At 74.0% G+C, this 25,333-nt stretch carries 25 protein-coding genes; 9 read left to right on the top strand and 16 right to left on the bottom strand.

The genetic code is table 11. The features are described 5' to 3' along the window. Positions 1 to 7: 7 nt before the first annotated feature. From ACFYWG_RS28525 to ACFYWG_RS28510, 4 genes are all read right to left on the bottom strand, one after another. Entirely contained in the window at positions 8 to 1,123 is a 1,116-nt protein-coding gene (locus ACFYWG_RS28525) for an ADP-ribosylglycohydrolase family protein (RefSeq protein WP_389204102.1), read from the bottom strand. A gap of 125 nt (positions 1,124 to 1,248) precedes the next feature. Continuing rightward, positions 1,249 to 2,013, bottom strand: a complete 765-nt coding sequence (locus ACFYWG_RS28520) for a helix-turn-helix domain-containing protein (protein WP_389204101.1) — start codon at positions 2,011 to 2,013, stop codon at positions 1,249 to 1,251. 227 nt (positions 2,014 to 2,240) lie between these two features. Then, entirely contained in the window at positions 2,241 to 2,840 is a 600-nt protein-coding gene (locus ACFYWG_RS28515; RefSeq protein ID WP_389204100.1) for a hypothetical protein, read from the bottom strand. 9 nt (positions 2,841 to 2,849) lie between these two features. After that, complete coding sequence (locus ACFYWG_RS28510) at positions 2,850 to 3,278, bottom strand: ATP-binding protein (protein ID WP_389204099.1); 429 nt, start codon at positions 3,276 to 3,278, stop codon at positions 2,850 to 2,852. A gap of 114 nt (positions 3,279 to 3,392) precedes the next feature. On the opposite strand from ACFYWG_RS28510, the gene ACFYWG_RS28505 reads away from it, so the two are divergent. The 3 genes from ACFYWG_RS28505 to ACFYWG_RS28495 are packed head-to-tail and all read left to right on the top strand — an operon-like array spanning position 3,393 to position 4,942. After that, positions 3,393 to 4,205 (top strand): helix-turn-helix domain-containing protein, encoded by an 813-nt coding sequence (locus ACFYWG_RS28505; RefSeq protein WP_389204098.1) that lies wholly within the window; start codon positions 3,393 to 3,395, stop codon positions 4,203 to 4,205. Next, positions 4,202 to 4,384 carry a DUF397 domain-containing protein gene (locus tag ACFYWG_RS28500; protein WP_383501863.1) on the top strand — a complete coding sequence of 61 codons (183 nt, stop codon included), beginning with the start codon at positions 4,202 to 4,204 and terminating at the stop codon, positions 4,382 to 4,384. Before ACFYWG_RS28505 ends, ACFYWG_RS28500 begins: the two co-directional genes overlap by 4 nt. A gap of 45 nt (positions 4,385 to 4,429) precedes the next feature. After that, positions 4,430 to 4,942 carry a DUF2165 domain-containing protein gene (locus ACFYWG_RS28495; protein WP_376326863.1) on the top strand — a complete coding sequence of 171 codons (513 nt, stop codon included), beginning with the start codon at positions 4,430 to 4,432 and terminating at the stop codon, positions 4,940 to 4,942. On the opposite strand, the gene ACFYWG_RS28490 is transcribed toward ACFYWG_RS28495, so the two are convergent. Together ACFYWG_RS28490 and ACFYWG_RS28485 are read right to left on the bottom strand one after the other, a co-directional pair. Further along, a complete protein-coding gene (locus tag ACFYWG_RS28490; RefSeq protein ID WP_389204097.1) occupies positions 4,935 to 5,495 on the bottom strand; it encodes a hypothetical protein in 561 nt (186 codons plus the stop codon). The genes ACFYWG_RS28495 and ACFYWG_RS28490 overlap by 8 nt on opposite strands. An 85-nt stretch (positions 5,496 to 5,580) precedes the next feature. Beyond that, positions 5,581 to 6,579, bottom strand: coding sequence for a glycosyltransferase family 2 protein (locus ACFYWG_RS28485; RefSeq protein WP_389204096.1), 999 nt, complete (start codon positions 6,577 to 6,579; stop codon positions 5,581 to 5,583). A 126-nt stretch (positions 6,580 to 6,705) separates the two neighbouring features. Here ACFYWG_RS28485 and ACFYWG_RS28480 point away from each other — a divergent pair, with 126 nt between their 5' ends. After that, positions 6,706 to 7,158 carry a GtrA family protein gene (locus ACFYWG_RS28480; RefSeq protein WP_383501871.1) on the top strand — a complete coding sequence of 151 codons (453 nt, stop codon included), beginning with the start codon at positions 6,706 to 6,708 and terminating at the stop codon, positions 7,156 to 7,158. Between the two features lie 18 nt (positions 7,159 to 7,176). Beyond that, a complete protein-coding gene (locus ACFYWG_RS28475) occupies positions 7,177 to 8,586 on the top strand; it encodes a hypothetical protein (RefSeq protein WP_389204095.1) in 1,410 nt (469 codons plus the stop codon). 21 nt (positions 8,587 to 8,607) lie between these two features. On the opposite strand, the gene ACFYWG_RS28470 is transcribed toward ACFYWG_RS28475, so the two are convergent. The 3 genes from ACFYWG_RS28470 to ACFYWG_RS28460 all read right to left on the bottom strand — a co-directional run bounded on the left by ACFYWG_RS28470 (position 8,608) and on the right by ACFYWG_RS28460 (position 12,420). After that, positions 8,608 to 11,193 carry a bifunctional FO biosynthesis protein CofGH gene (locus ACFYWG_RS28470; RefSeq protein WP_389204094.1) on the bottom strand — a complete coding sequence of 862 codons (2,586 nt, stop codon included), beginning with the start codon at positions 11,191 to 11,193 and terminating at the stop codon, positions 8,608 to 8,610. Positions 11,194 to 11,234: 41 nt separating this feature from the next. Further along, positions 11,235 to 11,441 (bottom strand): hypothetical protein, encoded by a 207-nt coding sequence (locus tag ACFYWG_RS28465; protein ID WP_383501880.1) that lies wholly within the window; start codon positions 11,439 to 11,441, stop codon positions 11,235 to 11,237. 133 nt (positions 11,442 to 11,574) lie between these two features. Further along, a complete protein-coding gene (locus ACFYWG_RS28460; protein WP_389204092.1) occupies positions 11,575 to 12,420 on the bottom strand; it encodes an LLM class F420-dependent oxidoreductase in 846 nt (281 codons plus the stop codon). 198 nt (positions 12,421 to 12,618) lie between these two features. Between ACFYWG_RS28460 and ACFYWG_RS28455 the strand changes: the two genes are divergently transcribed. Next, positions 12,619 to 14,133, top strand: coding sequence for a CehA/McbA family metallohydrolase (locus ACFYWG_RS28455; protein ID WP_389204091.1), 1,515 nt, complete (start codon positions 12,619 to 12,621; stop codon positions 14,131 to 14,133). 138 nt (positions 14,134 to 14,271) lie between these two features. Here the strand turns inward: ACFYWG_RS28455 and ACFYWG_RS28450 are convergent, their stop codons facing one another. From ACFYWG_RS28450 to ACFYWG_RS28430, 5 genes are all read right to left on the bottom strand, one after another. After that, positions 14,272 to 14,445, bottom strand: a complete 174-nt coding sequence (locus ACFYWG_RS28450) for a hypothetical protein (protein ID WP_376326878.1) — start codon at positions 14,443 to 14,445, stop codon at positions 14,272 to 14,274. Positions 14,446 to 14,661: 216 nt separating this feature from the next. After that, positions 14,662 to 17,691 carry a BTAD domain-containing putative transcriptional regulator gene (locus ACFYWG_RS28445; protein WP_376326879.1) on the bottom strand — a complete coding sequence of 1,010 codons (3,030 nt, stop codon included), beginning with the start codon at positions 17,689 to 17,691 and terminating at the stop codon, positions 14,662 to 14,664. Positions 17,692 to 17,954: 263 nt separating this feature from the next. After that, a complete protein-coding gene (locus tag ACFYWG_RS28440) occupies positions 17,955 to 18,530 on the bottom strand; it encodes a hypothetical protein (RefSeq protein WP_376326880.1) in 576 nt (191 codons plus the stop codon). 101 nt (positions 18,531 to 18,631) lie between these two features. After that, positions 18,632 to 21,007, bottom strand: coding sequence for a PQQ-binding-like beta-propeller repeat protein (locus tag ACFYWG_RS28435; protein ID WP_389204090.1), 2,376 nt, complete (start codon positions 21,005 to 21,007; stop codon positions 18,632 to 18,634). A gap of 192 nt (positions 21,008 to 21,199) precedes the next feature. Continuing rightward, positions 21,200 to 21,922, bottom strand: a complete 723-nt coding sequence (locus ACFYWG_RS28430) for a VOC family protein (protein WP_385412472.1) — start codon at positions 21,920 to 21,922, stop codon at positions 21,200 to 21,202. 134 nt (positions 21,923 to 22,056) lie between these two features. Here ACFYWG_RS28430 and ACFYWG_RS28425 point away from each other — a divergent pair, with 134 nt between their 5' ends. The 3 genes from ACFYWG_RS28425 (at position 22,057) to ACFYWG_RS28415 (ending at position 24,051) form a co-directional block, all read left to right on the top strand. Next, positions 22,057 to 22,689, top strand: a complete 633-nt coding sequence (locus ACFYWG_RS28425; RefSeq protein ID WP_376327056.1) for a TetR family transcriptional regulator — start codon at positions 22,057 to 22,059, stop codon at positions 22,687 to 22,689. 187 nt (positions 22,690 to 22,876) lie between these two features. Further along, positions 22,877 to 23,302 (top strand): pyridoxamine 5'-phosphate oxidase family protein, encoded by a 426-nt coding sequence (locus tag ACFYWG_RS28420; RefSeq protein ID WP_376326886.1) that lies wholly within the window; start codon positions 22,877 to 22,879, stop codon positions 23,300 to 23,302. Positions 23,303 to 23,370: 68 nt separating this feature from the next. Next, the gene (locus ACFYWG_RS28415) at positions 23,371 to 24,051 is read left to right on the top strand and encodes a pyridoxal 5'-phosphate synthase (protein ID WP_383501895.1); all 681 of its coding nucleotides are present in this window, start codon (positions 23,371 to 23,373) and stop codon (positions 24,049 to 24,051) included. Between the two features lie 67 nt (positions 24,052 to 24,118). Here the strand turns inward: ACFYWG_RS28415 and ACFYWG_RS28410 are convergent, their stop codons facing one another. Both ACFYWG_RS28410 and ACFYWG_RS28405 read right to left on the bottom strand, forming a co-directional pair. Further along, positions 24,119 to 25,009: a GNAT family N-acetyltransferase gene (locus ACFYWG_RS28410; RefSeq protein WP_389204089.1), complete on the bottom strand. Its 891-nt coding sequence runs from the start codon at positions 25,007 to 25,009 to the stop codon at positions 24,119 to 24,121. A 51-nt stretch (positions 25,010 to 25,060) separates the two neighbouring features. Further along, positions 25,061 to 25,297 (bottom strand): DUF4287 domain-containing protein, encoded by a 237-nt coding sequence (locus tag ACFYWG_RS28405; RefSeq protein ID WP_389204088.1) that lies wholly within the window; start codon positions 25,295 to 25,297, stop codon positions 25,061 to 25,063. Between the last annotated feature and the right edge of the window lie 36 nt (positions 25,298 to 25,333).

The raw sequence follows: 25,333 nt of genomic DNA, 5'->3' as shown, positions 1-25,333 counted from the left end.
GGGCCGCTCAGGCCCGCGGATAGCGGGCGAGCCACCCCGGGGAGGAGCCCGCGGGTCCGTGCAGTGCCGGCCCCTGGGTCATCTCCATGGCGAAGTCGTCGGCCAGTTCCAGGATCGTGGGGCGGCCCTCCAGTTCGGCCAGCCAGGCCGGGGGGAGGGCCGTCTCCCCGTGCAGGGCGCCGAGCAGGCCGCCGGTCAGGGCGGCGGTGGCGGCGGACGGGCCGTCGTGGTTCACGGCCAGGCACAGCCCGTGCCGGACGTCGGCGGCGACGAGCGCGCAGTACACGGCGGCGCCGACGAGCCCCTCCGCCGTCCCGGGCGTGCTCAGTTCGGCCACGCGTTCCGGCCCGGGCATGCCCTGGCGGACGGCGCCGAGCGCCAGCTGCAGCGCGCCGGACACCGGCTCGTGCCCGGGGCGTGCGGCCAGCAGGGCGAAGGTGCGCTGCACCGCCGCGTCGAGGCTCTCGCCGCGGGCGAGCGCGTGCACGAGCAGGGCGTACGCGCCCGCCGCCAGGCAGGCCGCCGGGGCGCCGTGGGTCTGCACGGCGCACTCCAGGGCGAGCTGGGCGACGAGCTGCGGCTCCCAGCCGACGAGCAGCCCGAAGGGGGCGGACCGCGCGGCTGCCTCCGGCCCGGCCTCCCCGGGGTTCTTGGGCGCCTCCAGGGTGCCCATCGTCGCGTCCGCGAGTCCCAGCAGCAGGGCCCGCCCGGGGTTGCGCCGGGCGTACAGCCACTCCTCGCGGGCCAGCCACCCGTCGTCCTTGCGGCGCTCGTCGGGGCCCCAGTCCCGCTGGGTGGCGGCCCAGCGCAGGTACGCCCGGTGCACGTCGGTCGGCGGGTGCCAGGCACCGGTGTCCCGCCGCACCTGGGCGCGGATCAGGCCGTCGACGGAGAACAGGGTGAGCTGCGTCAGGTGCGTGACGGCTCCGCGTCTGCCGTAGGCGGGGGCGAGGTCCAGCAGCCCTTCCGCGCCGTGCGCCTGCCGGATCTGCTCGATGCCCAGGGCGTCGACCGGTGCCCCGAGGGCGTCCCCGACGGCCACGCCGAGCAGGGTGCCGCGCACCCTGCTGCGGAAGTCCTGCTGCTCCGTACGGCCCCAGACGGCACCGGCAGTCGCACCCACCTCGACCTCCCCGGGCACCGTCCACACGTACGACGCTGAGCACTGTAATCGAACGGCGACGGCGGGCCGGGGCCCGCAGCGGTATGGGAGAAGTGCCGGGAGGGACCGGTGTGGCCGGGTTTCGGTCAGGCCGCCTTCCCGGCCGTGGGGCGGCAGTCACGACAGTGGCCCGGGGTGGGGGCGCGGAAGGCGCGCTCGCAGCCGTCGCAGGTCTGGAGCGGCGCCGGGCGGGCGGCGGGGGGCGGGCCGGGTGGCGCCACCGGGAGGGGTGGGGGCAGCAGGGCGGTCAGGCGGTGGGAGAGGAACGCAGCCGGGTGCTTGATCGGCTCCTGGGGCAGGCCGGTGGTCAGGGTCCGCGTCACGGCCGCGGCGGGAATGCCGCGCTCCAGCCAGGCCGACACCGCGGGGGCCAGCCGGTCGACGTCGCGTTCGCTGAGCAGCAGGCGGGAGTCGACCGCCCGCAGCGCGGTCAGCAGGTCGGCGGCGGAGCGGCGTGGTCGGGCGGGCTCGGCGGTCACCCGGGGCGGCGGGGCGGTGGGGCGCCGGTGGGGCTTGTTGTACGACACCGTGCGGGTCACGACTCGCCCCGATGGAAGACGCTCCTTGGGGCGGGCGAGGTAGCCGTGCGCCTCCAGCTCCCGCAGGGCCGCCGCGACACGGATCTCGCCCTCGGGGAACTTCGCCGCCAGCGCCTTGATCCCGACCGGCGTCCCGGCGGGCAGCGACTGGATGTGCACCGCCAGGCCGATGGCGGTCAGGGACAGGTCCGGGTGCTGGGCGAGATGGTTGCCGACGACGGTGAAGTGGTCGTCGTGGCGTTCCGTCACGTGCTGGACACCGGAAGTGCCGGACTGCGCGCGCACGGGCGCGCTAGGGTGCTGTTCAGTCATCGGGAAGGTCTCTGCTTCCTTGGTGATCAGGCCCTCGCATCGGGATTGCCCGTCCCGGCGAGGGCCGTATTCGTTTTCGAAGGTGTCTGCGCCGACGCTGCACCATCGACTCCCCGCCGCGCCAGCCGAGTTGGTGATGTTCACCCCTGCGAGTGAGCCGCGGGGGCGGTGGGGGCGGGTTGGTTCTTTCCCTCGTTTCTTGGTCTTTGGTGTCGCGCACGGCCGGGTCACGCCGGGCCGCGACCCGGGTTCGAGAAGTCGTGGAAGAAGGTGTTGGCGTCGGTGGAGTAGGGCGGTGGATCGTCCGACTCGGTCGTGATGCCCAGGTCGCGGCGCATCGCCTCCCGTGCCGCGGCGATCAGCGTCCACACGGCGTGCTGCGCCTCGGCGGCCGACCGCAGCGTCTCGCCGGGCCGCGGGTTGCCCTGCTCCAGCCGTTTGACCTGCCCGTAGACCCCGTTCAGCGCTCCGTTCACCGCACGCGCCGGGTCGATCACCGCGTCCGGCGCGATCATCAGCGCCTCGGACCAGCGGTCGCGGTAGGTGTCCTTGGCGGCCTCCAGGGCCTGGACGTCCTCGCCGCCGACCTCACGGTCCCGCATGACGTACAGGTGCCGGCTGATCGCCGTGCAGAACTGCCGTGCGTCACGGTGCAGTTCCGTGTAGCAGCGGCGCCGCAGCTCCCGTTCCTCGCGCTCCTCCTGCAGTGCCTGGCTCATCTCCAGCTCGCGCCGCTTGGCCCTGTCGGCACCCCGCTGGGTGAGCAGCGCTCCCCCGAGCGTCCCGGCCACACCGGCCACGGCTATCAGAACCGCCCCCACGTCCATGCGAACACCCTAAGCACCTCGGAGCGCGAGTTCGGCCCACACGGTCTTCGCTCCGGCCGGCGCCCCGCTCACACCCCAACGGTCCGCGTACGCCTGCACGATGGCCATGCCGCGTCCCCCTTCCGCGTCCTCCTCCACCGGCTCGGGGAGGCGCGGGATCCGGTCGCCCCGGGCGTCGGTGACCTCGATGCGGAGGGTGCGGCCGGGCCGCAGTTCCAGCAGCAGCTGGAAGTCCCTGCCCGGCACGCGCCCGTGCAGCACGGCGTTCGACGCCAGTTCCGCCACCACCTGGGCCGCGGCCTCGTACGGCTCACCCCAGTCGCCGAGTCGGCGTTCGGTGAGCAGGCGGGCCAGGCGCGCGCCCCTGCGGGTGGCGGACAGCCGCACCGCGAACTGCCGGGTGGGGGTGGGAACTTCCACGGTGAATCTCTCGCTCATGTCACCCAGAGTGGTCGCACGGTCCCTACGCTGAACAGCTACGACGTCGGTACGGAGCGTGACTGTCCGGGCGCTTCCCGGGGTCGTACGGCTCGTACGTCAGGAAGGGAAGGCATGGAGGACGAGGAGGCGGCGGCCGTGCTCAGGGCGGTCGGGCGGCAGATCAGGATGTGGCGCGAGACCGCCGGGCTGAAGCAGGCGGAGCTGGGCGCGGCCATCGGCTACGGCGAGGAGATGGTCTCGTCCGTCGAGCGGGCCCGGCGCGTGCCGAAGCCGGATTTCCTCGACAAGGCGGACGAGGTCCTCGCCGCGGGCGGCAAGCTCTCGGCGATGAAGGAGGACGTCGAGAGGGCCCGGTATCCCAAGAAGGTCCGCGACCTGGCGAAGCTGGAGGACGAGGCGGTCGAGCTGGGTGCGTACGACAACCACCAGATTCACGGACTTCTCCAGACCCCCGAGTACGCGCAGGCCCTGTACGCCATGCGCCGACCGGCCTTGACGGAGGACGAGATCGAGCGGCACGTCGCGGCGCGCATGGCACGCAAGGTGGTGTTCGACCGCGTCCCGCGCCCCCTCATCACCTTTGTCCAGGAAGAGACGACGTTGCGGCGGCCCGTCGGCGGCAGAATGGTGCTTCGGCGGCAGCTCGAACACCTGTTGGAGGTCGCCGCGTTGCGGCATGTGTCGATCCAGGTCATGCGGACGGATCAGGAGGACCACGCGGGCATGGCGGGCCCGTTCCGGGTGCTGAAGCTTCCGGAGGGCAAGACGCTGGGTCACTTCGAGGCCCAGCTGCACCATCGCGTGATCAGCGATCCGAAGGACGCCCAGATCCTCGACATGCGCTATGGAATGATCCGGGCCCAGGCCCTCTCGCCTCAGGAGTCCCTGGCCTTCATCGGAAAAGTTCTGGGAGATGCGACGTGACCACCGAACTGCACTGGTTCAAGAGCAGCTACAGCAGCAACGACGGCCCCGACTGCGTGGAGATAGCCCTGGCCCACGCGGCCGTGCACGTGCGGGACTCCAAGGACGTGGACGGCGCCCGGCTGGCGTTCACGGACGACGCCTGGTCCGCCTTCCTCACGTTCGCCTCCGGACACTGAACCCACGGAGACTGCGGCGGGACGGGTGCGGGGAGAATGATCGTCATGGCCACCTCATCAACTCACCGCAGCGGACTGTCACTTGCCGCCATGCTGCTCACCGCCACCGTCGCCCTCTACATGGCTCTCGTCGCCTTCGGGAACATCACCGACTTCGGGACCAACCAGCAGTTCGTCCGTCATGTGCTGGCCATGGACACCACGTTCAAGGACGAGGACCTGATGTGGCGGGCCGTCACCAGCACCGCGCTGCAGGACACGGCCTACGTGCTGATCATCGCCTGGGAGACCGTCGCCGCGCTCGTGCTCGTGTACGGCACGTGGCTGTGGGCCCGGCGGGACGCCGCGGCGGCCCGGCGGATGTCGACGTACGGGCTGCTGATGGTGATGCTGCTGTTCGGGGTCGGGTTCATCGCCATCGGCGGTGAGTGGTTCTCGATGTGGCAGTCGAAGACCTGGAACGGGCTGGACGCCGCGACCCGGATCTTCCTCTTCAGCGGGGTCGCGCTGATCGTCAACCAGCTGTCGGCCCCGCGGGCGGAGCCGTCCGCTACCTGACCACGGCCACGGTCGTGCCGACCGTGCCGAACGCCCACAGCGCCGTGCCGTCCGCCTTCCTCATCCGCACGCCGCCCGTCTGCGTGCCGGAGGCGGGCGGCGGCGGCGACGCCCCGTCGACCGCGTTGGAGAAGGCGAGGGACACGCCGGACTTGGCCGTGAAGTACAGGATGTGCTCGATCTCCACGCCGTCCGAGCCGGTCGTCGCGCGGTTGCGGGAGGAGATCGTGTAGGTGCCGGGGTCGGGGTCGACCGTCCCCGGCCAGACGGTGAACGTGCGCCGGGTGGCGTCGCTCGCGTCGACCAGCCAGACCCGCTTGTCGCCGAGGGAGTACACGATGCGGCGGCCGGTACCGGAGCCGTCGGGCACCTTCGCCGGTTCCTTCGCGGTGGGCGTGGGCGTGGGCCGCGCGGTCGCCGGGGTGCTCGGCTTCGCCGCGGAGGCGGTGGGGTGCGGGCCGCGGTCCGCCTGCACGCCCAGGACCGTCACCGCGGCTATCGCTCCCACGGTCAGCCCGGTCACCCAGGCCCACGAAGGGATTCGGGCAGGCACCGGCACGCATCTCCTCAGTCACGGGACCCCGCACAGCATCGGGGTTCCGATCATCGTACTGCGCGCGGGTGGCTCCCCTGCGGCCTCAGGGGCCGTCGGCCGTCTTGCGCACCGGGACCGGGCCGGTGCCGGCGCCCCGGGCCGTGTAGCGCGGGGCGCGGACGGGGGCCGGGTAGGCGAGGTGCACCAGCCGGGTCTGCTCCTGGCGCATGTGCGTGAGCGACTCGAGGATGTAGCCGGACAGCAGCACCAGCGCCGCGATCGTCATGATCGCGGCGGCGAGGATCGCGGTCGGGACCCGGGGCACGGTGCCCGTCTCGACGAAGTCGGCGATGACCGGGATGCCCAGGATCAGCGAGACCAGGGCCAGCACGCCCGCGATGAGGGTGTGGACCAGCGAGGGGCGTTCGCGGCGCGCGAGGTCGAGGATGACCCGCAGGATGCGCCAGCCGTCGCGGTAGGTGCGCAGCTTGCTCTCGCCGCCGGCGGGCCGGACCCGGTAGTCCACGGACACCTCGGCGGTGGGCAGCCGCAGGTGCAGCGCGTGGATGGTCATCTCGGTCTCGGTCTCGAACTCCCGGGCCAGCGCCGGGAAGGACTTCACGAACCGCCGCGAGAACACCCGGTAGCCGCTGAGCATGTCGGTCACGTCGTTGCCGAACAGCGAGCGCACGGCCCCGGTGAGCACCTTGTTGCCCACGGCGTGCCCGGCCCGGTACGCCCCGTCCACCGTCACCCGGCGGGCGCCGACGACCTGGTCGTAGGGGCCCTCGAAGAGCAGGTCGACCAGGTCCCGGGCGCGGGAGGCGTCGTAGGTGTCGTCGCCGTCGATGAGGAGCAGCGCGTCCGCGTCGACGTCGGCGAAGGCGCGGCGGATGACGTTGCCCTTGCCCTTGCGGGGCTCCTCGCGGACGACCGCGCCCGCCGCCCGGGCGACCTCGACCGTGCGGTCGGTGGAGGCGTTGTCGTACACGTAGACCACGGCCTCGGGCAGGGCGGCGCGCAGGTCGCGGACCACCTTGGCGACGGCCGCCTCCTCGTTGTGACACGGCACGACACACGCGATCGTCGGTTCCACTGCCACTCCCACTCCTCGCCACTCCTCGCCCGCAGCGCTGTCGGATAGTAGGAAATGATGCGATATGCGCGTGCCCTCGGAGTGAGGCCACGCCGGGTGGCTACCCTCCCTTTCGTGCCGGTTCCTCCCTCTGTGACCAGCTCCGTGCGCCACGCCGTGCGGGGCATCTGGCGCGAAGCCGCCAAGTTCGGCGTCGTGGGCGCGCTGGCGTTCGTCGTCGACAACGGCGGCTACAACCTGCTCGTCTTCGGGCTGCCCGGCGGTGCGCGCGGCGGGCCGATGAGCGCCTCCCCGGTCCAGGCGTCGGTCGTGGCGACCTGCGCCGCCGCGCTGTTCAGCTGGGCCGGGAACCGCTACTGGACCTACCGCGACCGGCACCGCGACCAGGTGACCCGCGAACTCGTCCTGTTCCTCGTCGCCAACGGCGTGGGGCTCGCCATCACCGCCGGGACCGTCTTCGCCTCCCGGCACCTGCTCGGCCTCGACTCCGCGCTCAGCGACAACACGGCCCGCATCCTCGGCTGGGCGCTCGCGACCCTGTTCCGCTTCTACGCCTACCGGCGCTACGTCTTCGTCGCACCCTGAGCCGTTAGCATCCGGCACATGGGACAAATGGGATGGATGTCTCGGACGCGGCACTGGAACCGGGTCCTGGCCGGCGCCGCCGCCGTGTGCTGCCTGGCCACGATCCTCGTCTTCGCCCCCGGCTTCCTCAGTCCCGACAGCCTCGACCAGCTCCGGCAGGCCGAGGGGAAGAAGCCGCTGACGGACTGGCATCCGCCCGTGCTGAGCCTGGTGTGGCGGGCCCTGATCGCGGTGACCGGCACCCTCACCGCGATGCTCGTCGTGCAGGCGCTCGTGCTGTGGGGCGCGTTGTGGGTGCTGGCCCGGTGCGTGGCGGACCTGACCGGCCGGCGCGGCGCCTCGCTCGCCGTGCTCGGCATCGGCCTGGCCCCGTACGTGCTCACGTTCGCCGGAGTGGTCTGGAAGGACGTCCACGCCGCCCAGGCGCTGCTCGCCGCGTGCGCCGTCGCCCTCACGGGCCTGCGGATCCGGGACCGGGACGTCCGCCCCGCCGTGCGGTGGGGGCTGCTCTGGCTGGGCGTGCTGTTCCTCGCCTACGCCATGCTCGTGCGCAAGAACGCCTTCGTCGCCGCGCTGCCCGTCTTCGTCCTGCTCGTCCTCACGCTGTGGCGCGGCCCCGGCCGCGGCACGTGGGTGCGGTGCAGCGCCGCGCTCGCCGCCGCGCTGGTCGTGCCGGCCGCCGCCATCTCCCTGTTCGCCCGGCCGCTGCAGACCGAGCAGGGCGCCCAGATCATGCTCGACGACCTCGTGCACGTGCTGCGGGTGGACGAACTGCGCTCGGCGGACGTCTCCCCCGCCCTGCGGGACCGGCTCGTGGCCTCCGCGCGCGAGTGCGAGCGCATCGGAGCCCTGTCGGACGCCTACTGGGCCTGCTACGCACGGCCGGCGGACGGGCTGCGCGGCGACGCGGGCGAGATCACCTCCCTGTGGCTGCGGGAGATGGGCGGACACCTGCCGCAGTACGTCCAGTACCGGCTGCGGCTGTTCGCGACGCTGCTGTTCGAGACCGGCTACCCCTACAAGGCGGGCATCACCCGCAACGACCTGGGCATCGAGGTGGCGCACCCCCGCCTGGAGGACATGCTCGGCTCGTACGTCAAGGGCATGGTCGCCGACCTGCCCTGGCTGTTCCGCGGCTGGTTCTGGCTGGCCGTCGCGCTCGTCCTGGCCGTCCGGCCCGGCCGGGGCGCCTTCGCCGCACCGGTCCGGGCCCTGGGCGTCAGCGCCGCGGCCTACATCCTCGGCTACCTGCCGATCATGCCCGCGACGGACTACCGCTACGTCTACTGGCCCGCCGTCGCCGGCACCCTCGGCCTGCTGCTGCTGTGGGCGGGCCGGGGCGCCCCGCCCCCGCGCCCGGCGGCACGCGGCGCCGCGACCGGCCGCCCCGTGACGGAGCACCAGCCGGCGGACGCCGCAGGCCAGTAGGGCCGTCGCCGGCCCCGCCCCTCAGTCCAGCACCGGGAGCAGCTCCGGCAGATGCCCGTCGGACGCCGCCGCCGCCCGCTGCCGCTCCTCGGGCACCTCCCCGTACAGGGTCGTGCGGGGTCGCGCGGGGCGCCCGGCCGCGTCCGCCACCGCGATCAGGTCCTTGACCGACTTGTACGAGCCGTACGAGGAGCCGGCCATGCGGGAGATGGTCTCCTCCATGAGGGTCCCGCCGAGGTCGTTCGCGCCGGAGCGCAGCATCTCGGCCGCCCCCTCGGTCCCGAGCTTGACCCAGCTCGTCTGGATGTTCGGAATCCACGGGTGCAGCAGGAGCCGGGCCATGGCCGTGACCGCGCGGTTGTCCCGCACGGTCGGCCCCGGGCGGGCGATGCCCGCGAGGTAGACCGGCGCGTTGGTGTGCACGAACGGCAGCGTCACGAACTCGGTGAAGCCGCCCGTGCGCTGCTGGATGCCCGCCAGGGTGCGCAGGTGCCCGAGCCAGTGGCGCGGCTGGTCGACGTGCCCGTACATCATCGTCGAGGACGAGCGGATGCCCAGCTCGTGGGCCGTCGTCACGACGTCGATCCAGTCGGCCGCGGGCAGTTTGCCCTTGGTGAGGATCCAGCGGACCTCGTCGTCGAGGATCTCGGCGGCCGTGCCCGGGATGGTGTCCAGGCCCGCCTCCTGGGCGGCGGTCAGCCACTCGCGGACCGACATCCCCGTGCGGGTAGCGCCGTTGACGACCTCCATCGGCGAGAACGCGTGGACGTGCATCCCGGGGACGCGTTCCTTCACGGCCCGGGCGATGTCGAAGTAGGCCGTGCCGGGCAGGTCCGGGTGGATGCCGCCCTGCATGCAGACCTCCACCGCGCCCACGTCCCACGCCTGCCGGGCCCGGTCGGCGACCTGGTCCAGGGAGAGGGTGTAGGCGTCGGCGTCGGTGCGGCGCTGGGCGAAGGCGCAGAAGCGGCAGCCGGTGTAGCAGACGTTGGTGAAGTTGATGTTGCGCGTGACGATGTAGGTGACGTCGTCGCCCACGGCCGACTTGCGCACGTCGTCGGCGACCCGGGCGAGCGCGTCCAGCGCCGGGCCGTCCGCGTGCAGCAGGGCCAGCGCCTCGTCGTCGGTGAGCTTCGTCGGATCGTCGGCGGCCGTGCGCAGGGCCTGCCGTACGTCGGTGTCGATGCGCTCGGGTGCCATGCCCGGGGCGGCGGCCTCGCGCAGGGCGCCCCAGTCGCCGTACACCTCGTCGAAGTCGTCCCGGCGGTCCGACGTGCGGCCCTCGGTGTCGATCGAGGAGTGCAGGTCCGTGCGGCCCGAGGCGGTGAAGACCTCCTCCGGCTCCTGCCAGGGCAGGCCCCGCGGCAGGGCCTCCGGGCGGGCGAGGCCGGTCTCCGGGTCGGCCAGGGCCGCCACGTGCGGGCGCAGCCGCGGGTCCAGCCAGGGCTCGCCGCGCCGGACGAACTCCGGGTACACGCACAGCCGTTCGCGCAGTTCGAACCCGGCCGCGCGGGACTTCTCGGCGAGCTGCTCGATCTGCGGCCAGGGCCGCTCGGGGTTGACGTGGTCGATGGTGAGCGGGGAGACGCCGCCCCAGTCGTCGATGCCGGCGGCGATCAGCCGCTCGTACTCGCCGTCGACGAGGTTGGGCGGGGCCTGGATGTTGCCGCTCGGCCCCATGAGGAGCCGGGCGACGGCCACCGTGGCGACCAGTTCGTCGAGTTCCGCGTCGGGCATGCCGCGCATCGCGGTGTCCGGCTTGGCGCGGAAGTTCTGGATGATCAGCTCCTGGATCCCGTGGTAGGCCCGGGAGACCTTGCGCAGCGCGAACAGCGACTCGGCGCGCTCCTCGAAGGTCTCGCCGATGCCTATGAGCAGCCCGGAGGTGAAGGGGACGGAGGAACGCCCCGCGTCCTCCAGGACGCGCAGGCGGACGGCGGGCTCCTTGTCGGGCGAGCCGTGGTGGGGGCCGCCCGGCTCCGACCACAGGCGGGTCGCGGTGGTCTCCAGCATCATGCCCATGCTGGGCGCGACGGGCTTGAGCCGCTGGAAGTCGGACCAGCTCATCACGCCCGGGTTGAGGTGCGGCAGCAGGCCCGTCTCCTCCAGGATCCGGACGGAGACGGCGCGGACGTAGGCGAGGGTGTCGTCGTAGCCGTGCGCGTCGAGCCACTCGCGCGCCTCCGGCCAGCGGTCCTCGGGCTTGTCGCCGAGGGTGATGAGCGCTTCCTTGCAGCCGAGGGCGGCGCCCTTGCGGGCGATGTCCAGCACCTCGTCCGGGGACATGAACATCCCGTGCCCGGCGCGGCGCAGCTTGCCGGGGACGGTGACGAACGTGCAGTAGTGGCACTTGTCCCGGCACAGCCGCGTCAGGGGGATGAAGACGCTCTTGGAGTACGTGATGACGCCGGGCCGGCCGGCCGCCTCCAGACCCGCGTCGCGCACCCGGGCCGCCGAGGCGGACAGGTCCCGCAGGTGCTCACCGCGCGCCTGGAGCAGGACCGCCGCCTCGGCGACGTCGAGCGAGACGCCGTCCCTGGCCCGTTTCAGGGCGCGACGCAGGGAGTTCTCGGTGGGTCCGGTTCCGGAGCTCGCGGCAGTCGTCATCCTCCGAGCATACGAGTGTGCTGATCAGGACCGGGGGACGGTCAGTGGAAGGCCAGCCATCCGATGCCCAGGGCGGACACCGCCCCGGCGGCGGCCGCGGCGGCCGGCCGGTTGCGGTGCAGGGCGAACCACAGCAGCGCGGCGGTCACCAGCACCGCGAGCGTGCCGATCGCGCCGCGCAGCAGGCCCTGGCTGTAGCCGTACTCGCCGAAATGCCGCACCAGCCAGGAAAACCAGGCGAATCTCACCGCGCACTCCCCCGTCGTGACCGTGCGCCGGTCCCGCACCCCCTGCCGCGCGGTGGTCGGCCGCGCCGAGGTGCGCGCCCGGCTGAAGACCACCGCATTCTAGGAGGGCGGGCCGGCCGGCCGGCGGCGGCCGTCAGAGGTACTCCGCGAGCCCGTCCAGCGCCTTCAGCACCTCCGCCTCCCCGCCCGGGGGCAGCTGGACCACGGTCTCCCCGATACCGAGGTCGGCGTAGTGGGCGAGCTTGCCGGGGGCGGGACGGACGGCGTAGGGGACGACCTGGAGGGCGTCGGGGTCGCGGCCCGCCTCGGCCCAGGCCGCGCGCAGCAGGGGCAGCGACTCGGACAGGCCGCGTCCGCCGATGGGCAGCCAGCCGTCGGCGTACTCGCAGATGTGGGCGAACAGCTTGGGCCCGGCGCCGCCGCCGACGAGGGTGCGCGGGCCGACGACCGGGCCGCGCGGCCGCTGCACGGGCTTGGGGTGGGCGAAGCTCGGCCGGACACTGCCGAACTCCCCGTCGTGACCCGTCGGTTCCTCGGACCACAGGGCCCGCATCAGGGCCATCCGGTCCCGGACCAGCGCCCGCCGGGTGCTCCACCGCACGCCGTGGTCGGCGGCCTCCTCGACGTTCCAGCCGAAGCCGAGCCCGAGGGTGAACCGGCCCCCGGACAGGTGGTCCAGGGTCGCGATCCGCTTGGCCAGGTCGATCGGGTCGTGCTGGGCGACGAGCGTGATGCCCGTGCCGAGCCCGAGCCGCTCGGTGACGGCGGCGGCCTGGCCGAGCGCCACGAACGCGTCGAGGGTGCGCCCGTACTCCCGCGGCAGCTCACCGCCCACCGGGTAGGGCGTGGCCCGCTCGACGGGGATGTGCGTGTGCTCGGGCAGATACAGACCGGCGAAACCGCGCTCCTCCAGCTCCCGGGCCAGCCGGGTCGGAGTGATCGTCTCGTCGGTGAGGAAGATCGTCACGGCGATGCGCATGACCCATCTGTACCCGAGGGAGGGGGACCTGTCCATACCGACCGGTCGGCATTCACCGCCCGCCCTGCGGCCGAAATCCGCGCGTCCCCCTGCCGTGCACCGGGGTTCACGGCCCGCTGCAAGGCTGGGCACGAGGTTCCACGCGCCACCCCCGCACCCTCCACGCCCTTGTCGCCGACGACACCCGGGAGCAGCAGCATGTGCGAGGACCAGCACGGCGGACTCGGCCGGCGGGCCCTGTTCGTGACGGGAGCGGCCGCCGCGCTTAGTTTGGGAGGCGTGAGCTTCGCGTCAGGGGCCGGTGGGCGGCCGGAGAGCAGGACGGTGCGCGGCACGCTGCCGCCCGGCTCCCCGGACTTCGTGTACGTGCCGGTCGAGGTCCCGGCCGGGGTGCGGGAGCTGAGGGTCGCCTACACCTACGACCGGCCCTCCGTCCCGGCCGGCACCCCGGGCAACGCCCTGGACATCGGCGTCTTCGACGAGCGCGGCACCGAGCTCGGCGGCCGGGGCTTCCGCGGCTGGTCGGGCGGGGCGCGCACCGAGTTCTTCATCCGGGCGGACGAGGCCACGCCGGGCTACCTGCCGGGCCCGGTGCGCGAGGGCACCTGGCACATCGCGCTCGGCCCCTACACCATCGCCCCGCAGGGACTGTCCTACGAGATCACGGTCACGCTGGCGTACGGGGAGCCTGGGGAGAGCGTCGAACCCGTGTATCCGCCCGAGCGGGCCGCGGGGCGGGGCCGGGCCTGGTACCGGGGCGACTGCCACCTGCACTCCTGGCACTCCGACGGCCGCCGCACCCCGGCCGAGATCGGGGAGCTGGCCCGCGCGGCCGGTCTCGACTTCATCAACTCCTCGGAGCACAACACCCACAGCGCGCACGCCCACTGGGCCGACGTGGCCGGGGACGACCTGCTGGTGATGCTGGGCGAGGAGATCACCACCCGCAACGGGCACGTCGTCGCGCTCGGCACGGACCCCGGGACCTTCGTCGACTGGCGCTACCGGGCCCGCGACAACCGCTTCGGCCGGTTCGCGCGCCAGGTGAGGCGGGCGGGCGGCCTGGTCGTCCCGGCGCATCCGCACGCCACCTGCATCGGCTGCAACTGGAAGTTCGGCTTCGCCGAGGCCGACGCCATCGAGGTGTGGAACGGCCCCTGGACGCCCGACGACGAGGTCGCCCTGGCCGACTGGGACAGCATGCTGGTGGCGTCCGTGCGGGACGGGCGCGACTGGATCCCGGCCATGGGCAGCAGCGACGCCCACCGCGCCCCCGACTCCGTGGGCAGTCCCCAGACGGTGGTGCTAGCCGACGACCTGACCCGGGAGGCCGTCCAGGAGGGCATCCGCGCGGGCCGGTCCTACGTGGCGGAGTCGGCCCGGGTCTCCCTGTCGTTCCGGGTGTCCGGCGGGCGGGGCGAGCACGCGGGCATCGGCGAGCGGCTCGGCGTCGGCCGCGACACCCCCGTCACCGTCCGGCTGGAGGTCACCGGCGCCCCGCGCTGCACGGTCCGGTTCGTCACCGACCAGGGGGTGCTGCACACCAGTGACCCGCTGCCGGTGTCCGGCGCGGGCACGGTCGAGTGGCGCACGACGCCGTCGTACGCGGCGTACGTGCGGGCGGAGTTGCGGCACGAGGCGGCGGCGGGGCCGCTGCCCGGTCCGCTGGCGGCGTTCACCAACCCCGTCTTCCTGGGCCGCCGGAGCGGGTGACCGCACGGCAACTCCGCGGTGTCCGGCGGCCGGTGAGGGTGGCGCACACACGGACCGGCCGCGACGGCCTCCCCTCCGCGCCGTCGCGACCGGTCTCCCCCGTGTTCCCCGATTCCCCCGATTCCCCCGTGCGGTGGCCTACTTCGTCGGCTTGAACGGCTCCGACGTGGCGTGCAGGTCCTTGGTCTCCAGCGGCTCGCCGGTCGCGTGCAGGTCCTGCGGCTTCAGCGGTTCGTTCGTGGCGTGCAGGTCCTTGGTCTCCAGCGGCTCGCCGGTCGCGTGCAGGTCCTGCGGCTTGAGTTCGTCGCCCATGGTCGTCGACTTCCCTTCGGCGTGGATGGGGCAGTGGGTCGGCGGGCCCGGCCGGTCACTCCCCCGAGGACGACCGGACGGGCCCGCCCGGGCGGCTCGCCCGGATGCGGTGCGAGGCCCGGTGCGTCGACCCGTCTGCCCCCCGACGCGACGGATCGACTGAGATGAATCATGACGGAGGGCGATAAACGAACGATGAACGCCCCGGATCGGGCCTCAGGCCGCCCGCACCGGCGTCAGCAGCGCCCTCACCTCGGCGGCCTCCGGTGAGCCCAGCTCCTCGTAGATGCCGGCCGCCTCCTGCCAGCAGACCTGGGCCCGTCCCGTCTGGTTGATGCCGCTGAGGGCGCGGCCGAGGACGGTGAGCACGTTGCCCCGCCGCCACTCGCCGCCGATCCCGCGCAGCACGGTCAGGGCCATCTCGGCGTTGGCCGCCGCCTGGGCGGGGCGCCGGGCGGCCAGGTCCACCTCGGCCAGCCGGAACAGGCTCATGCCCTCCCACAGGCGCTGCCTGCTGTCGCGGAACACCTCCAGCGCCTCCTGGAGCCGTCCGGCCGCGTCGCCCAGCTCCCCGCTCTGGGTGAGGGCAAGTCCGAGGGCGTAGCGGGCGTTGGCGCCGCGCATGGAGTTGCCCATGGCGTCGTAGATGCCGATGCCCTCCTGGGCCAGCGCCACCGCGCTCTGGGTCCGCCCGGTCGCCAGGCGGATCCGGGAGAGGTTGCACAGGGCGGCGGCCTCGCCGGGGCGGTCGCCGAGGGCCCGGAAGTGCTCGATGGCCCGGGACAGGTGCTCCTCGCCGTCCTCGTGGCGGTTCTGGTAGAGCGCGATGATGCCGCGCGCGTTGCGCGCCCAGCACACGGGCAGCAGGTCGTCGGCCTCCCGGGCGAGCTGGATGGCCCGCTCCGCCTCCTCGTCGGCCCGTTCGAAACGGCCGCTCACATGGTGGACGTTGACGAGCGTCATCAGCGCCCGCGCCTCCGCCCTCTTCAGTCCGTGCGCGCGGGCCGCGCCGAGCAGCGCCGTGGCCGTCGCCTCGTACTCCTTGGAGTTGGCCCCCGACTCGGACAGGTCGTGCGCGGCCCACAGCAGGTCGATGGCGCGCGGGAGGGTCCGCGGCAGGCCCGCCGACTGCCGTACGTGCGCCAGGAGGCAGATGGCCTCGGCGTACAGCCAGTCCTGCGCGGCGTGCCGGTCCGCGAAGCGCAGGCCCGGGTACGACGCGGTCTCCAGGTGGTCGACGAGGCGGTCCCCCGGGCGTTCGATCGCGTAGACGCCGGCCGCCGACGCCAGGTAGAAGTCCAGCAGCCGGGACAGGGCCGCCTCGCGTTCGCTCGGGGGCTGCTCGTCGCGCTCGGCGCACGCACGCGCGTAGAGCCGGACCAGGTCGTGGAAGCGGTAGCGGCCGGGGGCCGCCGACTCGAGGAGGGACGTGTCGACCAGCGACTCCAGCAGGTCCTCGGTGTCCTCCACCGGCAGGTCCAGGACGGCGGCCGCCGCGGCGAGGGAGATGTCGGGCCCGTCGGCCAGGCCCAGCAGGCGGAAGGCGCGGGCCTGGGCGGGCTCCAGCTGGCCGTAGCCCAGCTCGAACGTGGCCTTGACCGCCAGGTCCCCGGCCTGCAGCTCGTCCAGGCGGCGCCGCTCGTCGGCGAGTTTCGCCGCGAGGACGGAGACGGTCCAGGTGCGGCGCGCCGCCAGCCGGGACGCCGCGATGCGGATGGCCAGCGGCAGGAATCCGCAGGCGGCGACCACGTCCAGGGCGGCCTTGCGCTCGGAGGCGACCCGCTCCTCGCCCACGATCCTGGTGAACAGCGCCAGCGCCTCGTCCGGGGCCATCACGTCCAGGTCGACCAGGTGGGCGCCCGCCAGGTCCACCATCCGCACCCGGGAGGTGACCAGCGCGGCGCAGCCGTCCGTGCCGGGCAGCAGCGGGCGCACCTGCGCGGCGTCGCGGGCGTTGTCCAGCAGGACCAGGACGCGGCGGCCGGCCAGCATCGAGCGGTACAGCGCCGCGCGCTCCTCCAGGGAGTCGGGGATCGCCGAGCCGGCCGTGCCGAGGGCCCGCAGGAAGGAGGCCAGGACCGTCTCCGGTTCCGCGGCCCGGGCGCCGGCGCCCTGGAGGTCGACGTACAGCTGCCCGTCGGGGAACGCCGAGCGCGCCTGGTGGGCCACGTGCACGGCGAGGGTCGTCTTGCCGACGCCTCCGATGCCCGCCAGGGCCGACACCGCCATGACGCGGCCGTCGGCGGAGGCGAGGATGTCGCCCAGTTCCCGCACGAAGGCCGTGCGGCCGGTGAAGTCGGGGACCGTGGCGGGCAGTTGGGCGGGCCGGAGGGGGACGGCGGCCGGTTCCGGGGCCGGTGAGGACGGCTCCGCGAGACCCGGGTCGGCGCGCAGGATCCGCTGCTGGAGCTCGCTCAGGCCGGGGCGGGGGTCCACGCCCAGTTCGTCGGCGAGCAGGCGCCGGGTGTCGGCGTACACGGCCAGGGCCTCGGCCTGGCGGCCGCTGCGGTACAGCGCCAGCATCAGCAGTTCGCGCAGCCGCTCGCGCAGCGGGTGGGCGGCGGTGAGGGCGGTCAGCTCGGAGACGGCCTCGGCGTGGCAGCCCTGCTCCAGGTCCATGTCGAGCCGCGCCTCCAGGAGTTGGAGCCGCCACTCCTCCAGGCGCACCCGCTGCGCCTCGGCGTACGGGCCCGGCACGCCGGCCAGGGTCTCCCCGTCCCACAGGGCCAGGGCGCGGCGCAGGGTGGCGCGCGCGTGGCACAGGTCGCCGGCGGAGCGGGCCTTGTCGGCCTCGGTCGCCAGGTCCTGGGCGGCGGCCAGGTCCAGGGCGCCCTCGCCGAGGTCCCGTACCGCGTAGCCGCCCGACTCGCTGACCAGGACGCCCGGGTCGAGGACCTTGCGCAGCCGGGAGGCGTAGGTCCGCAGCGCGGCCAGGGCCTGCGAGGGCGGCTCCTCGCCCCACAGGGCGTCGATCAGCTCGGCGGCCGTGGCCGTACGGCCCTCGCGCAGCAGGAGGGCGGCGAGCAGGGCGCGTTGCTGGGGCGACCCGGTGGTGATCGGCTCCTCGCCGCGCCAGGCGCGCACGGGGCCGAGCACGCTGAAGCGCAGCGCCGCGGGCCCCTCGGGCCGGGCAGGTTCCCCGGGCGGGGCGGGCGGTACCGGCTCCACCGGCCGTGGTGACTCCGGCCAGGAGTCGGAACGCCGCTGCTCCGGTACGCGCGGCACACCGACCGGTACACCGTCCATGCAGTCCCCCTCGACTTCCTGAGCAACCACGCCAGTTTGCCTTGTGCGCGGTGGATACGTCAGCCGTGGGAGACACCGATCACAGGGCGGCGTACGGGAGTCCACGAGGTCTGCACCCTCTCTCCGCACGCGGCGGCGCGGTCGGCGCGCGGTTCGCGCCGGTGCGGCGGGAACCGGCCGGTGGCAGCGGCGGACCGGGCCCGCCGCCGCGGTGCCGACTCCCGTCCCGGTCCCGGGTGTTCACCCCGGTGGGCCGTGGGCGCTCAGCCCTCGACGAGGGCCTGGCGGTCGGCCCGGCAGTCGTCGACGGAGTCCACCAGGCCCGCCCCCACCTCGACCCGGACGAGCGCCTTGTCCTGGCCGGGGACCGTGACGTCCGCGCGCCGGTCCACGACGGTGATGCCGCTGCCGTCGACGAAGGTGACCGAGACGGAGAACGTGGCCGTGCGGCCGTTGGGGTTGCTCACCTCGACGGTCGCGTACGGGGCGGACGGGGTCGCGCAGCTCACCAGCCGCGCCGTGCCGTCCTCCAGGGCCCTGCCGCTGCCCGAGCCGGGCGAGGAGGTCGGCGCGGAGCCGTGGTCCGGCCGGCGGGTGTACGTGGCGCCGCCGGTGCCCTGGTCGTCGTCATCGTCGTAGGTGTCGTCGGAGCCGTAGGCTCCGCCCGAGCCGGACGAGCTCGAACTGTCGTGGTCCTGGCTGGAGCTGCTGCATCCGCCCCCGCCTCCGTCACCGCCGTGACCACCGCCTCCGCCCCGGCCCGTGGAGAAGCCGGTCAGTGCCAGCACCACCAGAGCCGAGACCGCCGTGTACCTGAGCGCACGCCCCCGAATTCGCATGCCGGACAGCCTAGTGATCGTCTGTCACGGTCATGTCACCGTAGGTCGACCGGTGCGTACCCGGCGTGGCGCCGGGCGTACGGCCGGTGCACGCGCCCGGGTCAGGCCGTCCGGGCGGTCCCGGTGCCCTTCTCCGCGTCCAGCGCGTACACGCAGCGGTCCTTGCTGCACGCGTACACCACCCCGTCCCGCACCACCGGGGAGCCGGTGATCTCGCCGCCGGTGGCGAGCTTCCAGCGCAGCCGGCCGTCGTCGGCCTTGAGCGTGTAGAGCAGGTGGTCGGTGGAGCCGAAGTGGATGCGGCCCTCGGCGACCGAGGGGGCGCCGACGATGTCGCCGCCCGCCTGGAAGCGCCACTTGGGCGTCCCGGTGACCGCGTCGAGGGTGTACAGGCCCTTGCCGCTGCCCACGTGGACGTGGCCCGCGGCGACCAGGACCGGCTCGACCGAGGCACGGGACTCGGTGGCGATGCGCCAGCGGTCGCGGCCGTCGGTGGCGTCGAGGGCGTAGACCGTGCCGAGGTAGTCGGCCAGGTAGACACCGCCGCCGGTGACGGCCGGGCCGGGGACGAAGGCGGGCGGGCAGAGGAAGACGGCCGGTGCCTCGAAGTGCCACTTCACGCGCCCGGCCGCCACGTCGAGGGCGAGGACGCGGGTCCCGGCGCTGACGTACACGTACCCGTCGGTCCCGGGGGCGATCCGGACCGGGACGCCGCCGCAGGAGGCCGCGTCGCCGATCGGGTAGGACCAGCGCTCGTCGCCGGTGCGGGCGTCCAGGGCGCGCAGGCGGGCGTCCTGCCACACGTAGACCGTGCCGTCGTGCAGGGCGGGTCCGGCCTCGGGGGACTCGAAGTCGCTCTGGCAGCCGGTGATCTCCCACAGCTTCTGCCCGGTGGACGCCTCCCAGCCCTGGACGCCGCCGCCGCGGGTGCCGGTGACGACCGTGCCGCGCTCCGCCTTGAGGGAGTAGACCCACGCGTCGGTCTGCAGGCGCCACAGGTCGGCGCCCTCGCGGGCGTCGAGGGCGAACAGGGTGGGCCCGTCCGAGGCGTGGATGCGCTGGTCGGCGACCGCCATGGACCAGGCGACGTCGCGGGTCTTGAAGCGGCGGCGGCCGGTGGCCACGTCCAGGGCGTGCACCTCGAAGGAGGTGACGTAGACGAGGTCGCCGGCGACGGCCGGGGTGCCCCAGACGTCGTTGGACATGCGGAAGCGCCAGGGACGCCAGCCGCCGGCCTGCTCGGGCGGTGCCGCCGGGGCCGGGGGCGCGGCGACGGCGGGGCCCACGGCGGGGTCCGTGCCGTTGACACCGGGGCGGGGCTTGGACCAGGAGGCGGCGAGCGCGGCCTCCGGAGGCGGCGCCTTGACGGCGGCGGCGCGGACGTCGGCGACGCGCGGGCCCGGACCGATGGGCACCTGGGCGCCGGCGAGCCGGACGGGGCCGGTGTCCGGTGCGCCGACCGGGGCGGGCACCGGCGCGGGGGCCGGGACGACCGGGTCGTGCGCGGGCGGGGGCGGGATGGGCGCGGGGCCGGGGGCGGGGCGCGGGCCCCGTCCGGCACCGGCGGGCTTGCCGGCCGGGCGGCCGTTGCGGCGGGACTCGATCAGGCCGACGGCCCGCTCGGGCAGCCACGCGGAGGCCGTGCCGCTGTCGTCGGAGCCGGAGCCGAACAGGTGCGGCGCGAGCTGGGCCTGGAGGTCGGCGGGGTTGGGGCGGGCCGTGGGGTCCATCTGCATGCAGGACTCGATGAGCGGACGCAGCTCGTCGGGGAGCCCTTCGAGGTCCGGCCCCTCGCGCAGCAGCATGAAGACCGTCTCGACCGGGTTGGCCCCGTGGAAGGGCGGGTGCCCGGTGGCGGCGAAGACCAGCATCGAGCCGAGCGAGAACACGTCGCTGGCGCCGGTGACGCTGCGGGAGTCCTTGGCCTGCTCGGGTGACATGTAGGCCGGGGTGCCGACGGCGACGTTCGTCATCGTCAGCCGGGTGTTCGACACACCGGAGGCGATACCGAAGTCGATCACGCGGGGTCCGTCCTCGACGACGAGGACGTTCGAGGGCTTGAGGTCGCGGTGCACCAGCCCGGCCCCGTGGATCGACTGCAGCGCCTCGGCCACCCCCGCGGCCAGCCAGCGCACGGCCTGGGCCGGCAGCGGCCCGCAGTCGTTCACTATTTCCTCGAGGGAGGGCGCCGGGACGTAGGCGGTGGCCAGCCAGGGCACGGCCGCACGCGGGTCGGCGTCCACGACGGCGGCCGTGTAGAAGCCGGAGACGGCCCGGGCCGCCTCCACCTCGCGCGTGAAGCGGACCCGGAACAGCTGGTCCTCGGCCAGCTCCGTCCGGACGGTCTTGATCGCCACGCGCCGGCCGGACGCCGAGCGCGCGAGATAGACCAGCCCCATGCCGCCGGCACCCAGCCGTCCCAGCACCTCGAACGGCCCGATCCGCCGCGGATCGTGCTGCGTCAGCTGATCCACCACTCTGCCTGCCACCTCCCCGTACGAGCCGCGCCAAGCCACATCTTCCACGCGACCCCGTGCAGCGTCTCACCACCGCACCGCCATGGCGGCACGCACCCTGATTCTTCCTGGCCCGAGCCGTGGTGGCGAACCCGGTGACAATTCGGATGTGTCCGCACACAGGCCACCAAAAACAGACCAAATTCTGCCCGGTCAGCGGTCCAGCAGCGCGAACGACGCCCCCTGGTCGTCGGTGACGACGGCCACGGTGCCGTAGGAGGTGCGGAAGGGCGGGGCCTGGACGCGTCCGCCGAGCCGCGTCACGTCCTCCAGCGCGGCCGGTACGTCCTCGACGGCGAAGTGGACGAGGAAGTGGGGCGGCATCTCCGCCGGGAAGACGTCGGAGACGGGCGCGCGGCCGAAGTCCGGTTCGGCGTCCGGCCCGAACAGGGCCTCGTGGAAGAGGTCGCCGTAGAAGGTGTTGGCCGCCTCGGTGTCCCGGGTGTACAGCTCGGTCCAGGCGAAGGTGCCCGGCTCGTGCCGCGTGCCGAAGCCGGGGTGCTCCCCGGGCTGCCACAGGGCGAAGACGGCACCCTCGGGGTCGGTGACCAGCGCCGCGACGCCGAGTCCGCCGGCCGGCACCGGCGCCGAGACGACCTGCCCGCCCGCGTCCCGCACGCGCCGGGCCAGGGCGGCCGCGTCGGGGGTGGCGAAGTACACCGTCCAGACGGAGGGCAGCCTGCCGTCCATCTTGCGGACCAGCCCGGCCACCGGCTCGCCGCCCTTCAGCGCCCGCGTGAACGGGCCGAACCAGTCCTCGAAGGTCCACCCGAAGAGGTCCCCGTAGAACCGCTTGCCCGCCTCGACGTCGGGGAGCTGCGCGTCCACCCAGCAGGGGACGCCCTCCGCGTACACCGATGCACTGTTTTCGGCCATGTCGCCAACGTAACCGCGTCGGCCGCAGCCCGCAGACCAGGCACAGCAGCCTCCGCACCCCCGCGCACCCCATTTGCAGTCGGCCGAATAGCGCCCCGATCGCGCCTCGGTAAGCTGACGGCATGACAGGACAAGTGCGTACCGTCGACGGCCGCGTGGCCGGTCGACGTGGGCAGGCGACCCGGCAGAAGCTGCTCGACTGCCTCGGCGAGATGCTCAGCTCCTCCCCCTACCGGGACGTCAAAGTCATCGATGTCGCACGGAAGGCGGGCACTTCGCCCGCGACGTTCTACCAGTACTTCCCGGACGTCGAGGGCGCTGTCCTGGAGATCGCCGAGCAAATGGCCACCGAGGGCGCCTCGTTGACCGAGCTGCTGGAGGGCCGCTCCTGGGCCGGGAAGGCCGGCTGGCAGACGGCGCAGGAACTCGTCGACGGCTTCCTCGAGTTCTGGCGGCAGAACGACGCGATCCTGCGGGTGGTGGACCTGGGTGCCGCCGAGGGCGACAAGCGCTTCGCCAAACTCCGCGCGAAGATCCTGAACTCGGTCAACAGCTCCCTCGCGGACGCCGTCGCGGAGCTGCAGGCGAAGGGGCGGGTCGACAAGGACGTGAACCCGGCGGCCGTCGCGGGTTCGCTGGTCGCGATGCTCGCGGCCGTGGCCTCCCACCAGAAGGGCTTCTCCCCCGGCGTGAAGCAGGCCGACCTCAAGCCGAACCTGGCGCTGCTGGTCCACCTGGGGGTCACGGGCCGCAAGCCGACGAAGTAGCCGGCGGCGGCTCGCACTGCTTACCAAGTCCTGTCTGGCGGGCGGCGGTTCACTCCGGTGGACCGCCGCCCGTCGCCTTTCCCGCCCGGCCCGGTCCGGGTGGCGCCGGGGGAACAGCCGCCGCACGTACGCGTGTTGCCCCGGTACCGAGCTTCCCGCCGAAGGCCCAAGGCCGAAGGAGACCGCGATGGCCCTGACCCGCGAAGAGCGCGAACAGTTCCTGGCCGAGCCCCACGTCGCCGCGCTGGCGGTCGACGCGGGCCCGGGCCGGGCCCCGCTCACGGTGCCGATCTGGTACCAGTACGAGCCCGGCGGAGAGGTCTGGGTCATGACCGGCCTGGACTCCCGCAAGAACGAACTGATCGGCGCGGCGGGCCGGTTCACGCTGATGGTGGACCGGCTGGAGCCGACGATCCGGTACGTGTCGGTGGAGGGGCCGGTGGTCGGCACGGCCCCGGCGACCCGCGAACAGCTCCGGGAGATCACGGCGCGCTACCTGCCGGCCGACAAGGTCGACGGCTACGTGGACTTCGCCTGGGAGAACCACGGCGAGCAGGTGGTCCTGCGGATGCGCCCGCAGCGGTGGGTCTCCTCGGACCTCGGCCAGGTCTGACACCGGCTCCGGGAGCGGCCGCCGCGTCCCGGCGGGTCCGTCGGTGTCCGCGGGGCGAGAATCGGGGCATGGCATCCGATCTCCACGAGCTGCTGCGGTCCCTGCGGATCTGGGACCCGCAGCTCACCGCGCTCCCGCCCTTCGACCCCGCCACCGCGCCCGCCGCCCCGCTGCCGCTGTTCGCCGAGTGGTTCGCGGCGGCGGTGTCGGCCGGGCAGACCGAGCCGCACACCGTGTCCCTGGCCACCTCGGACGCCTCGGGCCTGCCCGACGTGCGGATCGTGGTGCTGCACGGCGCGGACGCCGACGGCTGGTCCTTCGCCTCGCACGACGGCAGCCGCAAGGGCCGCCAGCTCGCCGCCCGGCCGTACGCCGCGCTCGGCTTCTACTGGCCGGTGCTGGGCCGCCAGGTCCGGGTGCGCGGGCCGGTGACGGCCGCCCCGTCCGAGGAGTCCCAGGGCGACCTCCACGCCCGGTCCACCGGTGCGCTGGCGGCGGCGCTGACCGGGCACCAGAGCGAGGTCCTGCCCTCGCTCGACGAGCTGGCGAGGGCCTCGGAGTCGGCGTGGGAGCGGGCCGCCGAGGACCCGGCGGCCCCCGTCCCGTCCTGGACCCTGTACCGGCTGCGCCCCGAGGAGGTCGAGTTCTTCCAGGGCGACGAGCGGCGGCGGCACGTCCGCCTCCGCTACCGGCGCGAGGACCCCGGCGGGCGGCAGGAGTCCTGGGCACGCGAGCTGCTCTGGCCCTGACGCGCGGGCCGTCGGCACGACGGACGCGGGCCCCGAGTGTCCCCCGGAAAGGCCGGGCCGCCCCGCCTCACGCGAAGTCGTACACCGCGAAGTCCGCGACCGCCCGGTAGCCGATGCGCTGGTACAGCCCGTTGCTGGTCGGGTTGGCCAGGTCCGTGAAGAGCACCACCTCGTCCGCGCCCGAGGCCAGGGCGGCCCGGCTGACCTCGGCGGTCACCGCACCGGCGTAGCCCCGGCCGCGCCGGGGGGCGGGGGTGTAGACGGAGGCGACGCGCACCTGCCCGGCGACCCGGGGCGTGACGCCGGCCATCGCGACGGGCGTGCCGTCCGGGGTCTCCCAGAAGGTGACGCCGCCGCTGCGGATCCGGGCGTCCGCCCACTCGGCGGCTCCCCGGACGGTGCCCAGCCCGACGGCCGCGCCGAACTCGTCGTGCCAGCGCATCAGCAGCGCGCGGTCGGCCTCGCCGGCGACCCGGGGCGCACCGGGCGGCGCGGGCTCCGGCACGGCCAGGGTGCCCAGGCGGTAGAGCCGCTGCCGCTGGCGCAGCCGGACGGCGGCGCCCGTGTGGCGCTGCCACGCCGCGGCGAAGGCCTCGGCGGTGTCGCGGTCGGCGTTCACTCCGGGCAGGCGCTGCCCGAGGCGGGCCAGCCGGGCGGCGAGGGCCTCGCTGTCCTCGGGAGTGAGGCCGGTGACGTTCAGCCAGTGCGGTGGGGTGCGGAAGAAGGCCGCCCGGACCTGCCCGCCGCGCTCCAGCATCCCGAACTCCGGGGCGCCCTCCCCGTACGCGTGCGGTCCCTGCGTGCGCAGCGTCTCCGTGACCGTCAGCGGGACGGTGTGCAGAGCGGGTTCGGAGCGCAGGAACGCCCCGGCGCGGGCGAGGAAGTCCTCCGGGTCCGGGGTGAGGTGCCAGGTGCCGGCCCCGGTGGCGGCGGTGTCGGTGTCCGTGTGGGTGTCCATGCCCCATGGTGCCGCCCCGCCGGTTCGCGGCGCTCCTCAATTCCGCACGGCTCAGCCCTGCTTGCCGGTGTTCTTGTCCTTGTCCTTGTCCTCGGCGAGGGTGTGCGCCACGAGCGCGTTGGCGTGGCCGTGCCCCAGGCCGTGCTCGGTCTTGAGCCAGGCGACCAGCTCCATGTGCCGGGTCAGCGGCGAGGCGCGGATGAGCTGCTGCCATGCGGCGATCGGCCGACCGTACTTCTTCTCGATGGCGGGGAAGTAGCTCGCCGGGCCCTTCACGGGTGCGGTCATCTCGGGTGTCCCTTCTGCGTGGTCACCGGATACGAC

The organism is Streptomyces sp. NPDC003456 (assembly GCF_042878735.1).
Taxonomy (GTDB): Bacteria; Actinomycetota; Actinomycetes; order Streptomycetales; family Streptomycetaceae; genus Streptomyces.
This window is presented reverse-complemented; position numbering and strand designations above follow the sequence as displayed.

Excerpts from the sequence above, each read along its gene's own strand:
- ACFYWG_RS28520 (WP_389204101.1), bottom strand. The coding sequence starts at position 2,013 with ATGACTGAACAGCACCCTAGCGCGCCCGTGCGCGCGCAGTCCGGCACT.
- ACFYWG_RS28515 (WP_389204100.1), bottom strand. The coding sequence starts at position 2,840 with ATGGACGTGGGGGCGGTTCTGATAGCCGTGGCCGGTGTGGCCGGGACG.
- ACFYWG_RS28510 (WP_389204099.1), bottom strand. The coding sequence starts at position 3,278 with ATGAGCGAGAGATTCACCGTGGAAGTTCCCACCCCCACCCGGCAGTTC.
- ACFYWG_RS28505 (WP_389204098.1), top strand. The coding sequence starts at position 3,393 with ATGGAGGACGAGGAGGCGGCGGCCGTGCTCAGGGCGGTCGGGCGGCAG.
- ACFYWG_RS28495 (WP_376326863.1), top strand. The coding sequence starts at position 4,430 with ATGGCCACCTCATCAACTCACCGCAGCGGACTGTCACTTGCCGCCATG.
- ACFYWG_RS28475 (WP_389204095.1), top strand. The coding sequence starts at position 7,177 with ATGGGACAAATGGGATGGATGTCTCGGACGCGGCACTGGAACCGGGTC.
- ACFYWG_RS28470 (WP_389204094.1), bottom strand. The coding sequence starts at position 11,193 with ATGACGACTGCCGCGAGCTCCGGAACCGGACCCACCGAGAACTCCCTG.
- ACFYWG_RS28460 (WP_389204092.1), bottom strand. The coding sequence starts at position 12,420 with ATGCGCATCGCCGTGACGATCTTCCTCACCGACGAGACGATCACTCCG.
- ACFYWG_RS28455 (WP_389204091.1), top strand. The coding sequence starts at position 12,619 with ATGTGCGAGGACCAGCACGGCGGACTCGGCCGGCGGGCCCTGTTCGTG.
- ACFYWG_RS28450 (WP_376326878.1), bottom strand. The coding sequence starts at position 14,445 with ATGGGCGACGAACTCAAGCCGCAGGACCTGCACGCGACCGGCGAGCCG.
- ACFYWG_RS28445 (WP_376326879.1), bottom strand. The coding sequence starts at position 17,691 with ATGGACGGTGTACCGGTCGGTGTGCCGCGCGTACCGGAGCAGCGGCGT.
- ACFYWG_RS28440 (WP_376326880.1), bottom strand. The coding sequence starts at position 18,530 with ATGCGAATTCGGGGGCGTGCGCTCAGGTACACGGCGGTCTCGGCTCTG.
- ACFYWG_RS28430 (WP_385412472.1), bottom strand. The coding sequence starts at position 21,922 with ATGGCCGAAAACAGTGCATCGGTGTACGCGGAGGGCGTCCCCTGCTGG.
- ACFYWG_RS28420 (WP_376326886.1), top strand. The coding sequence starts at position 22,877 with ATGGCCCTGACCCGCGAAGAGCGCGAACAGTTCCTGGCCGAGCCCCAC.
- ACFYWG_RS28415 (WP_383501895.1), top strand. The coding sequence starts at position 23,371 with ATGGCATCCGATCTCCACGAGCTGCTGCGGTCCCTGCGGATCTGGGAC.
- ACFYWG_RS28410 (WP_389204089.1), bottom strand. The coding sequence starts at position 25,009 with ATGGACACCCACACGGACACCGACACCGCCGCCACCGGGGCCGGCACC.
- ACFYWG_RS28405 (WP_389204088.1), bottom strand. The coding sequence starts at position 25,297 with ATGACCGCACCCGTGAAGGGCCCGGCGAGCTACTTCCCCGCCATCGAG.